Source organism: uncultured Granulicatella sp., assembly GCF_963545075.1.
Lineage (GTDB): Bacteria > Bacillota > Bacilli > Lactobacillales > Aerococcaceae > Granulicatella.
In genome coordinates this window covers 16,608-28,486 of sequence record NZ_CAUUHX010000020.1, presented here as the reverse complement: position 1 = coordinate 28,486, position 11,879 = coordinate 16,608, and the positions used below count along the sequence as shown (strand labels likewise).

Here is an 11,879-nt window from a genome sequence, read left to right as displayed (position 1 = left end):
TTAAGACACCGCCCTTTCACGGCGGTAACACGGGTTCGAGTCCCGTACGGGTCATCCTTAGCACTCTTACGAGTGCTTTTTTTGTATCTATAGAAATAAAGGAGAGTGTTTAGATGAAAATTTTATTAACGGGTTTTGATCCATTTGGTGGAGAAAGTATTAATCCTTCTTGGGAAGTTGTTCGTCGTATTCCTCAAAATATAAAGGATGCAGAAATTAAAGGAATTCAAATTCCTACCGTTTTTCAAAAATCATTTGAAGTGTTAGAAAAAGAAATTGAAAGTTTTAATCCAGATGTTGTCATTTGTGTAGGTCAAGCAGGTGGAAGACAAGAGATTACACCTGAACGTATTGCGATTAATATTGACGATGCACGTATTGCGGATAATGAAGAAAACCAACCAATCGATTTTCCAATTCAGGAAGATGGAGAGAGTGCATATTTTTCTACTTTACCAATTAAAGCAATGGTGGATAAAATGACTTCTTCAGGCTTTCCTGCTTCTGTTTCAAATACTGCTGGTACATTTGTATGTAATCATATTATGTATCAAGTGTTGTATTATGCTTCAAAAAATTATCCTTCTCTAAAAGCTGGATTTATTCATGTTCCTTTCTTACCTGAACAAGTAAAAGATAATCAATATCCTTCTATGAAATTAGAAGAAATGGTTCAAGCTTTAACGCTTTGTGTAGAAACAGTTATTGAGTATCAAGATAAAGAAGATATAAAAACAGTTGGTGGAGCTATTCATTAATAAAAATTAAAACAGGATTGAGGGGAGACTCCTTCAATCCTGTTTTGTGTTTAATGGCTATAATAGAAACTATTTCCTGCAAAGGATGGTTCACAAGTAATCGTAATTCCTAAGTCACGATAAATTTCTTCATCGGCTTTTTGTAAAATAACTGTACTATGTGCTTGTAAATTTCTTAAAAAGACTAACTGATTTTTAGCGGCTTCTGCTGAGGGATTTGTCACAGCTGACATACTTAAAGCAATTAAAACTTCCTTACTATCAAGTGAGCGACGTTGTTGATGAAACACATCTTGACTAAGCTTTGTAATGGATTCAAGAATAACAGGAGGTAATAGATGTAAATCTTTTTGAATACCAGCTAATTCTTTAATCGCATTTAATAGGCAAGCGGCTCCTGCAGTCATTGTTTCACTTTGTTTTCCTGTAATCATTTTACCATTTGGTAATTCGATGGCAACGACTTCGCTGTTGGATTCTTTAGCTTTTCTCAATGCTGTTTCTACAACAGGACGATCTTGAGGAGTTAGCCTCATTTCATCCATAATGTATTTTCCACGTTGTGCAGTTTCTAATGTACCAATTCCACGCTTGTAATTGCATTGTAAGTGGTAGTATCTACGAATAATTTCTTGTTTAGAGGCTTCTTTTACGACTGCGTCATCTGTAATCGCAAATCCTACACGGTTAACTCCCATATCTGTTGGTGAATAATAAGGAATTTCTTGGTCTTTGTAAATTTTTCTTAAAATTCTTCTTAATAGAGGGAATGCTTCGATATCACGATTATAGTTAACAGTCGTAATGCCGTATTTTTCCAAATGGTATGGGTCAATCATATTCACATCTTCTAAATCAGCTGTTGCAGCTTCATAAGCGATGTTAACAGGATGATTCAATGGTAAATTCCATACAGGGAATGTTTCAAATTTTGCATAACCTGCTGAACGCCCTCTTTGAGTTTCATGGTAAAGTTGACTTAAACAAGTGGCTAGTTTTCCACTATTAGCTCCAGGTGCTGTAACAACAACTAATGGACGAGTCGTTTCGATATATGCGTTCGCTCCATATCCAGCATCACTTACAATGGTATCCACATCCATTGGATATCCTTCTGTATGACCGTGAGTATAAACGGTCATTCCTCTACGTTCTAACATGTTTTTGAATTGCGTCGCAGCTGGTTGACCAGTGTATCTTGTAATAAGTACGCTATTGATTTTCAAATCCCAATGATGTAAATCATCAATCATTCTTAAGACATCTCGGTCATAAGTAATGCCTAAATCTCCACGAACTTTATTTTGTTCGATATCCCCAGCATAAACGCAAATGATAATTTCTGCTTGATTTCTTAGTCGATAGAGTAGTTTAACTTTTCCATCTGGATCGAATCCAGGTAACACTCTCATTGCATGGAAATCTCCAATGAGTTTTCCACCAAATTCTAGATAGAGTTTGTCATAACTATTCACTCGCTCTAAAATATATTGACTTTGTTCTTCCAGGTATTTTTCGCTATCAAATCCTAATTGCATTTTTAACGCCCCCGTTTCACTATTTTCAAGTCCAAAGTATAGCACTCTCCTTGTAAAAAAGAAAGAAAAATTTATCTTGTTCAAACTTTGTTTTGTGATATACTGAATTTGTAATAAAAAGGAGGATTTTATATGAAAAAAGTTAAAGGTTTAGTCGTATTTAGTGCAGCTGCAACATTGTTAGCATTAGGGTTAGAACAAAAGGTAGAAGCTCGTGTGTATTTCCATAGCTGTAAGGAAGCTTGGGCTGCAGGGTATGGAAATATTGCTATTGGTGAAGAAGGCTATTCTAAACACTTAGATAGAGATGGTGACGGAGTAGCATGTGAAATCGGTCGTTCTAAAGGAGCGTATCGTCCGAAAACTGCCGATGGCACACCGTTAAATAAACAACATGCAACTTCTTCATCTAGTTCTGAATCAAATGGTTCTGATGAATCTACATTGTCAGGATGGCAACAAAATGGTGGAAATTGGTATTACTATGAAGGTAATACTGCTGTCACTGATTGGAAAAACATTAGCGGAACTTGGTATTACTTTGATGGAAGTGGTGTAATGAGCACTAACTGGGAAAAAGTAAATGGAGCTTGGTATTATTTTAGCACGGATGGTGCAATGCGTACTTCATGGCAAAAAGTTAGCGGAGCTTGGTACTATATGGACAATAGTGGAGCAATGCAAACAGACTGGAAAAAAATTAGTAACGCATGGTACTACTTTAATGCGGATGGAGTAATGCAAGCAAACCGCTGGGTTGGAGACTATTATTTAGGTTCATCTGGCGCAATGTTGGTGAATACTAAAACACCAGATGGTTATCGTGTAGATGCTTCTGGAAAATGGATTCAAAATAAATAATTATAATATGAATTAGACTTTTTGTCGTCGTAAGAATGAGAAATTTCCATCAACTTATTGCGACAGAAAGTCTTTTTTTAAGCTTCTAATTTTGCAATTTGATAGCTGAGGTGGTAAACTAACTTAACAAAATTGAATCAGAAAGGAGTTTTTTATGGGAAATTTAATTACTTATGTTCGACAATATGAAGCTCAAACATTTCAAGAAAAATCAATTACAGATATTGACGTTTTAGTTTTAACTGAGATAGCCTATTTACCATTTGATGAAATTGTTCCAAAATCATTCGATGTAACAGAAGCAATTTCTCTTAATCAATTAGGAAAAGAATTCGAGAAAATTAAAGAAAAAGAACATGAAAAAAATCCATTTATGATTACGGAAGAAAGAATTCAATTACTAAATGTTGTTTCTAAAAGTCAGCGGTTTAAAGATATAAAAGTATTTGGATTTATGAATGATATTGATGATGAATTGACGAAACAATTTGCTGCGGTATGTTATCAATGGGAAGAGGATACTCGTTGGATTATTTTTAGAGGAACGGATGAGAGTTTAACAGGTTGGAAAGAAGACTTTATGATGACTTATTCTGACTTGATTCCTGCACAAACAGATGCTATTGAGTATTTAAGAAAACAAGCAGCAACATTTTCTGGAATGTTAAATGTGTCCGGACATTCTAAAGGGGGAAATCTGTCCTTATATGCGAGTGCAATGCAAGAGGAAGCTGTTCAAAATCGGATTCAGCAAATTTACTGTTGGGATGCTCCAGGGGTTCATCGCTCGATTTTAAATACAGAAGGCTATCAAAGAGTCGTTTCAAAAGCCAAAAGATATATCCCACAAGATTCGATAGTTGGATTGATGTTAGAATCTCAAGTTCCTTATCATATTATTGAAAGTCAGGGAAGCGGGATTTCTCAGCATAGTGCTTTAATGTGGAATATTGAAGAGGATCACTTTATCGAACTAAAAGAATTAACGAAAAATAGCCAATTAACGGATCAAACGTTTAAACAATGGACAGAAGTAGTTTCGGATGAAGATTTAAAACTCTTTTTTGATACCTTCTTCGAATTGTTTTTTGAGATGGGAGTAGAGACCGTTAATGATGTCTATTATAATTTTAGAATGTATATGCAGAAATTTTTCGAAAAAGCCTATCAAATGGATACCGAAAAACGAGAAATTTTACTAAGAGTGGGACGATTATTATTCCAAATTCGATATGAAATTTGGAGAGATACATTATCGATTTCAGTTGAACTTCCAACTTTAACATTACCGAGTGTAGAAGAATTAGTTGAAAGTTGGACGGGAGAACATCGAATTTCAGTGACTTATCAGTCTACAGAAGAAAACGAAGAAATTCGTCACTATTATCAAGAACGACAAAAACAAAAGAAATTAGAAATGAAACAAGCCAAGCATCCTAAGTAGATGCTTGGCTTATTTGTATCGTACTATTTTATTTTTCAACTTTTAAACTTAAGGCTACACCCATTCCGCCGCCTACACATAGAGAAGCAATTCCGCTTTGTAATTGACGTTGTTGTAAAGCGTGAATTAATGTCACTACAATACGAGCACCTGAGGCACCGATTGGATGTCCTAATGCGATAGCACCGCCGTGGATATTCACTTTTTCTGGATTGATTTTCAAATCTTTTATGACTGCTAAACTTTGAGCAGCAAAAGCTTCGTTCAATTCAAATAAATCCACTCGATCTAATGGAATATGCGTTCTTTGAATTAATTTTTCAATGGCAGGAACTGGTCCGATTCCCATAATAGAAGGGTCGACTCCTGCTTCAGCATATCCTGTTAAAGTAGCTAAAATTGGCAAGTTTAAAGTGTTAGCTACTTCTCTTGTTGTTAAAATTAAAGCGGCTGCTCCATCGTTAATTCCTGAAGAATTTCCGGCTGTTACGACTCCATCTTTTTTAAAGGCAGGTCTTAATGAACTTAGAGATTCGACAGTTGTTTCTGGACGAATGAATTCATCCTTATCAATCGCTACGACTTGTTTTGTTTTTTTATTCGTGATTTCAATAGGTGTAATTTCCTTATCAAAAGCACCGTTTTGTTGAGCGTGGTATGCTTTTTGTTGAGAGTGAGCTGCAAATTCATCTAATTGTTGACGAGTAAATCCGTATTTATCAACTAGATTTTCAGCAGTAATTCCCATTGCTTCATTTGAAAAAGCATCTATTAAGCCATCGTGGAATAAAGCATCAATCATCGTGCAATTTCCATTTTTAGTAGCAAAACGGTTTGGAAGTAGATGCGGTGCTAAAGACATATTTTCCATACCACCTGCTAATACGATTTTTGCATCTCCTAGGCGAAGTGCTTGAGCTGCTAATAAAATCGATTTTAATCCAGAACCACATACTTCGTTTACGGTTAAAGCTGTACTAGTATGAGGTAATCCTGAGTTTAAGGCAACTTGACGCGCAGGGTTTTGACCAATTCCTGCTTGTAATACTTGTCCAAAAATAACGGTATCGATTAAAGCTGGATCTACTTTTCCTTTTTCAATCGCAGATTTTGCAACGGTTGTTCCTAATTCAACAGCACTAATAGAAGCGAATTGTCCTCCGAATTTTCCAATAGCTGTTCTTGTAGCACTAATAATCACAATATCGTTTGAATTCATATCATTCTCCTTAAAATTTCATTTACTGTACTATTGTAATCGAAAGTTGCACAGAAACCTATTAAAATACTAAATAAAAAAGTTAAAGTTTTTTTAAAATTATGACTTTCAGTAGGGATAATCGTTGTAGCTTTCGTCATTTTTTGCTACTATGGTACGTGCAGACTATTAGGATAGATACTTATTAGAATAAGGGAGTTAGAAATGAATATCGGAATTGATAAAATTGGATTTTATACACCTCCGTTTGCCTTATCCATGGAGGATTTAGCAGTAGAGCGTGGTGTAGAACCAGAAAAATATACAATAGGAATTGGACAAAGCACAATGGCTGTAGCTCCAGTGACTCAAGATATTGTCACAATGGGAGCCAATGCAGCAATTGGAATTTTAGATGAAGCTGATAAAGAAGCTATTGATATGATTCTTGTGGGAACAGAAACAGGAATTGACCAATCCAAATCTGCAGCAGTTTATATTCAAAACTTATTAGGATTATCGAATCGAGTTCGTAGTGTGGAATTAAAACATGCGTGCTATGGAGCAACAGCAGCATTACAATTAGCAAAAGGTCATATCGCTTTAAATTCAGAGTCAAAAGTGTTAGTCATTGCAAGTGACATCGCTAAATATGGCTTGAAGAGTGGTGGAGAACCAACACAAGGAGCTGGGGCAGTCGCAATGGTCGTTTCAGCTGAACCTCGTTTACTTCGCTTAGAACATGAAACAAGCTTATTTACAGATGACGTTATGGATTTTTGGCGTCCTAATTATGAAGCATACCCAATGGTAGATGGAAAATTCTCAAATGAACAATACATTCGTTTCTTTGCAGAAGTTTGGAATGATTATGCAAAACAAACTGGAGCTACCCTTGCAGATTTAGAAGCGATTTGCTTCCACTTACCATATACGAAAATGGGATTAAAAGCTTTCAAGCCATTTTTAGAAGAATTACCAGAAGAAGAACAAGAACGATTAACGGCTCGTTACCAAGAAAGTACAGCTTATAATCGTCACATTGGAAATATTTATACAGGATCATTATTCTTAAGTTTTATTTCTTTAATTGAAACAAGCTCTGTATTAGTTGCAGGGGATCGTATTGGATTCTTTAGTTATGGCTCAGGAGCAGTTGGAGAGTTCTTCGTTGGAGAATTAGTGGAAGGTTTTGAAAAAAAATTGAGAGTAGAAGCTCATCAACAATTGTTAGAGGCTCGTAAACAAGTAACGGTTGAAGAATACGAAACATTATTTAGTCAAATGGTAGATGAAAGTGGCGAACAAACTTTCCAAGTGGAAGATGCAAGTCCATTTATTCTTTCAGGAGTTCATCAACATCAAAGACAATATCAAAAACAATAAATGGTACAAGAAAAGACTTGGCTTCATTCAAGTCTTTTCTTTTTTTACAGTCTAGATTATGGTAGACTAAGATTATATGAAAAATGTACTAAGAGATTTTGCATGAAAGATAAGGAGGTTGAAGCATGGCAAAAATTTTAATCATTAATACAGGTGGAACCATTGCAATGAGCGAAGACCATTCTACCGGAAAAGTATCTCCTAATGGAGAAAATCCTTTATTATCGAGTGCACATTTATTTGATTTAATTGGAGATATTCATACAGAAGATTTGTTTAATTTACCTTCTCCTCATATGCAAGAATCTCATATGATGCAATTAAGAAAAAGAATTTTAACAGCTGTTGAAGAGGGATATACAGGAATTGTGGTCACTCATGGAACAGATACTTTAGAAGAAACAGCGTATTTTTTAGAATTGACGACTAATTTATCGATTCCCATTGTAGTAACTGGAGCAATGAGATCAAGTAATGAGATTGGGTCAGATGGCTTAGCGAATTTACGGAGTTCCTTAATTGTAGCAGCTTCTCCAGAATCGAAAGATAAAGGAGTTGTAGTTGTGATGAATGATGAAGTTCATACAGCTACTTATGTGACAAAAACTCATACAACGAATGTCGCAACTTTTCAAACACCAACTTTTGGACCAATCGGATTAGTTTCTAAAAGTGAAGTCATTTATTTCCAACGTCTATTAAAACAAGAATACTATCCCATTGAAGAAGTTCAAACAGGGGTTTACTTATTAAAAGCGTACGCAGGAATGGATGGACTACTACTCGATGCGATTTGTGAACATCATGCAAAAGGTGTCGTAATTGAAGCGCTAGGAGCAGGAAATTTACCGCCAGCAACATTACCCGCCTTACAAAGATGTTTAGAGGCAGGGATTCCTGTAGTATTAGTTTCTAGAGCATTCAACGGTGTTACTTATGATGTTTACGACTATTTGGGTGGAGGGAAACAATTAAGACAGTCTGGTGTCATTTTTACAACTGGATTGAGTGGGCAAAAAGCTCGTATGAAACTAAGTGTTTTACTAAGTTCAGGAAAATCAATAGAAGAAATTGAAAAAGCATTTGCATGCTAGAAAGAAGGATTAGAAATGGTAACAAAAATCGGAAGACGTGTTCGTGAATATGAAGGGAAACCAATTATTTATGGATATCCTTATGAAGATTTAGTCGCATGGTTTGAAGAACATGGCGAGAAAAAATTCAGAGCAGGACAATTATGGGATTGGTTATATCGTAAACGTGTGACAAGTTTTGAAGAAATGACAAACTTATCAAAAGATTTAATTGCAAAATTAAATGAAACTTTTACATTCCCAGTGTTAAATGAAAAAATTAAACAACAATCAACAGACGGTACTCGTAAGTTCTTATTTGAATTAGCGGATGGATTATTAATTGAAACAGTATTAATGCCACAAGAGTATGGACTATCGATTTGTGTAACAACACAAGTAGGATGTAATATCGGTTGTACTTTCTGTGCTAGTGGTATTATTGCGAAACAACGTGACTTAGTCGCTGGAGAAATTGTAGCGCAAGTCATGCACGTACAACGTACATTAGATGAAGTTGCTCCTGGAGACCGTGTGAGTCATATTGTAGTAATGGGAATTGGGGAACCATTTGATAACTATGATAATGTCATTAAGTTTTTAAAAGTAGTCAATTCAGATACAGGGTTAGCCATTGGTGCGCGTCATATTACAGTATCTACTAGTGGACTTGCTCCTAAGATTTTAGATTTTGCTAAAGAAGGCTTGCAAGTAAACTTAGCGTTATCGTTACATGCTCCAGATAATGATACTCGTTCTAAAATTATGCGTATTAACCGTAAATATCCAATTGAAGTGGTAATGGAAGCTATTAATGAATATATTCGTACGACGAACCGTCGTGTGACATTTGAATATATTATGTTGGATCATGTCAATGACTCTGTAGAGCAAGCGCAACAATTGGCAGATTTATTAGCGGATAAAAAACGTTTATCGTATGTAAACTTGATTCCGTATAATAAGGTTCGTGAGCATGATCAATATGAACGTAGTAGTAAGGATCGTGTAGTAGCTTTCTATGATGTATTGAAGAAGAATCATATTAACTGTGTGGTTCGTAAAGAATTCGGTCATGATATTGAAGCAGCGTGTGGTCAATTACGTTCAAGCCAAATGAAACGTGATCGTGACAGAAAACGTAAAACAGAAGAAGATAAATAAAATATAAATAAAAATTCGTATAGACTTCCCTTGTATAGTAGCAAAAGGACGCAAGCAGCCTCGCAAATGCGAGTCTCATTGCTAAACTTCGAGCCTTAGGTCTCGAAGTTTCCTGTCCAATAAGCGGCAAATGCCGCTTATTGGACTACTGCTACTATGGGAAGTCTTTCGTATTTTTTGCGATTTTCTACAAAGAAAATGTACTTCACAACAAGTAAACCGTTTTCAAACTTGTAACATTTCAATTTTATACGAACAAAAGTTAAAGAGAAATTTAAGTGAATGTTACAAAAAGATGACAAATGTAACAAAAACGTATGTTCGCATCGATTTTCTGTAATCTAAATATCAAAAAAAGTCAATTTATTTAAAGAGGCTTAACAAAACGCGTGAAATCAACATTTTACTATTTTTTCGTGTTACAGTAGTTGCATCAAATAAAACCGCACTTGGAAATTTTAAGCGGTAGATTCTCGAAACGAAATTTTTTAGTAGAGAGTCGGAAAGGATGTTTATGAAATTTACACTAAAGAAGACGGTGTTGGCAACAATCGCAGTAGCTTTTCTAGGAATTTCAGGAATGACAACTTCAACAGCTAAGGCTGATGAATGGGTAGCACGTACTACAGACGAAGTAAAAGATGAAATTGTTCATAATGATGAAGGAGTACAAGAGTACACAGTAAAATATGGTGATACATTATCTGTTATCGCTGAAGCGATGGATGTATCATTAGATGCTTTAATTCGTGTTAATGATATTCAAAACGCTAACTTGATTTATGCAGGGACAACAATTAAGTTTTCTGCGGATAAACAAGAAGTAGTCGTGAAAACTGAAGAAGAAGAGCATACTTACAAAGTAGAAGATAATACAGAAGTTGTAGAAGTGAAAGCAGTAGAGCCAACTCCGCAAACAGCTACTTCACAAGAAGTACAAACTACTACAACAGCTCCAGCAGCAACAGAAGGTTATACATTAACCGTTGAAGCAACAGCTTATTCATATGCTGAAGCAGGATTATCTAGCTATACAGCTGATGGAACAAACTTAGTAAATGATCCAATGGTAATCGCGGTAGATCCAAGAGTTATTCCATTAGGAACTATGGTAGAAATTCCAGGATACGGTGTATTCCGTGCAGCAGATACAGGTGGAGCGATTGTAGGGAACAAAATTGATGTTCACTTCCCAACTGTAGCACAAACTTATAATTTCGGACGTCGTACAATTACGATTCGTATTTTAAAATAAGAATTAGCAGAAAAGATTGGATGGAAATCCAGTCTTTTTCTTTTTTTGTAAAAAAATAAGCTTAGAAATATATGAAGATTTTAAGAAAAAACTATTGTCTTTTTTTCAAAAGCTAGGAAATACACTGAAAGTATGGTATATTGTGAGAAATGCAATATTTAGTATTACGACAGGAGTGGAATGAATGAAAAAAACAATGATGGGAATGTTAGCTGTAGCATCAACTTTAGCGTTAGCAGCATGTTCAAATAATCAATCAGCTGTGGCGACTTCAAAAGCAGGTAATGTTACCCAGGAAGAGTTTTATAAAGCATTAAAAACAACATCAGGAGAACAAACTTTACAACGTTTGGTGTTACAAAAAGTTTTAGAAAATGATGCAAAAGATAAAAAATCATTAGAAGAAGAAGCAAAAACAGAAGTTGCAAACCAAGTAAAACAATACGGTGGAGAAGATGGTTTAAAAGCTGTATTAGCTCGTAGTGGCTTTACTTCAGTAGATGCTTACCGTGATACTGTTTATTTAAACAAATTAATTACAGCAGCTGTTAAAAAAGCAACTACTTTCAGTGATGAAGAAGTTCAAAAATATTATGATTCATGGGAGCCAAAAGCAACAGCTCAACATATTTTAATTGGTGTATCGCAAAATGCTTCCGACGATGAAAAAGCAGAAGCTAAGAAAAAAGCAGAAGATTTAATTAAGCAATTAAAAGATGGTGCTGATTTTGATACATTAGCAAAAGAAAATTCTACAGATAAAAGTTCTGCTGAAAATGGTGGAAAAATTGGGCCGTTTAAACGCTCAGACATGGTGAAAGAATTTGCTGATGCAGCTTATGGTCTAAAAGTAGGAGAAATCACAGAAGAACCAGTATTAACTCAATATGGTTACCATGTGATTAAATTAGTCGATAAACCTGAAAAAGGTTCATTGAGCGATGTACGTTCTACATTAGAAGATGAATTATTAGCTGAAAAGTTAAAAGACACAGCTACTATCCATTCAGTAGTTTCTTCATTAGTAAAAAGTGCAGATGTGAAAATTACAGATGACACATTAAAAAATGCATTGAAAGATTTTTCTGATAATACACCAAATGTAACAGAACAATCACAAACAACAGGAAACTAGATATCTAGTTAGGAGTAGGCTAAAAATCAAAAGAATTATTTGATTTTTCCTACTCTTTTTTTAACAA

The 11,879-nt window shown here is 35.1% G+C and carries 10 protein-coding genes; 8 read left to right on the top strand and 2 right to left on the bottom strand.

Going from position 1 to position 11,879, the window contains the following annotated elements:
• The first annotated feature begins 113 nt into the window (after window positions 1–113).
• Entirely contained in the window at window positions 114–758 is a 645-nt protein-coding gene (gene pcp / locus RWZ86_RS04235) for a pyroglutamyl-peptidase I (RefSeq protein ID WP_314680297.1), read from the top strand.
• Between the two features lie 50 nt (window positions 759–808).
• On the opposite strand, the gene RWZ86_RS04230 is transcribed toward pcp, so the two are convergent.
• On the bottom strand, window positions 809–2,296 hold the full coding sequence (locus RWZ86_RS04230; protein ID WP_314680300.1) for a DUF1846 domain-containing protein: 1,488 nt from the start codon (window positions 2,294–2,296) through the stop codon (window positions 809–811).
• Window positions 2,297–2,428: 132 nt separating this feature from the next.
• Between RWZ86_RS04230 and RWZ86_RS04225 the strand changes: the two genes are divergently transcribed.
• Both RWZ86_RS04225 and RWZ86_RS04220 read left to right on the top strand, forming a co-directional pair.
• Window positions 2,429–3,157 (top strand): excalibur calcium-binding domain-containing protein, encoded by a 729-nt coding sequence (locus RWZ86_RS04225; protein ID WP_314680295.1) that lies wholly within the window; start codon window positions 2,429–2,431, stop codon window positions 3,155–3,157.
• Between the two features lie 154 nt (window positions 3,158–3,311).
• Window positions 3,312–4,601, top strand: coding sequence for an Mbeg1-like protein (locus RWZ86_RS04220; protein WP_314680292.1), 1,290 nt, complete (start codon window positions 3,312–3,314; stop codon window positions 4,599–4,601).
• Between the two features lie 28 nt (window positions 4,602–4,629).
• On the opposite strand, the gene RWZ86_RS04215 is transcribed toward RWZ86_RS04220, so the two are convergent.
• On the bottom strand, window positions 4,630–5,820 hold the full coding sequence (locus tag RWZ86_RS04215; protein WP_314680289.1) for an acetyl-CoA C-acetyltransferase: 1,191 nt from the start codon (window positions 5,818–5,820) through the stop codon (window positions 4,630–4,632).
• Between the two features lie 204 nt (window positions 5,821–6,024).
• Between RWZ86_RS04215 and RWZ86_RS04210 the strand changes: the two genes are divergently transcribed.
• The 5 genes from RWZ86_RS04210 to RWZ86_RS04190 all read left to right on the top strand — a co-directional run bounded on the left by RWZ86_RS04210 (window position 6,025) and on the right by RWZ86_RS04190 (window position 11,812).
• Entirely contained in the window at window positions 6,025–7,185 is a 1,161-nt protein-coding gene (locus tag RWZ86_RS04210; RefSeq protein ID WP_314680286.1) for a hydroxymethylglutaryl-CoA synthase, read from the top strand.
• 125 nt (window positions 7,186–7,310) lie between these two features.
• Entirely contained in the window at window positions 7,311–8,279 is a 969-nt protein-coding gene (locus RWZ86_RS04205) for an asparaginase (RefSeq protein WP_314680283.1), read from the top strand.
• Window positions 8,280–8,294: 15 nt separating this feature from the next.
• On the top strand, window positions 8,295–9,422 hold the full coding sequence (gene rlmN, locus RWZ86_RS04200) for a 23S rRNA (adenine(2503)-C(2))-methyltransferase RlmN (protein WP_314110659.1): 1,128 nt from the start codon (window positions 8,295–8,297) through the stop codon (window positions 9,420–9,422).
• Between the two features lie 514 nt (window positions 9,423–9,936).
• Window positions 9,937–10,677 carry a 3D domain-containing protein gene (locus tag RWZ86_RS04195; RefSeq protein ID WP_314680280.1) on the top strand — a complete coding sequence of 247 codons (741 nt, stop codon included), beginning with the start codon at window positions 9,937–9,939 and terminating at the stop codon, window positions 10,675–10,677.
• 184 nt (window positions 10,678–10,861) lie between these two features.
• A complete protein-coding gene (locus RWZ86_RS04190; protein WP_314680278.1) occupies window positions 10,862–11,812 on the top strand; it encodes a peptidylprolyl isomerase in 951 nt (316 codons plus the stop codon).
• Window positions 11,813–11,879 lie beyond the last annotated feature (67 nt).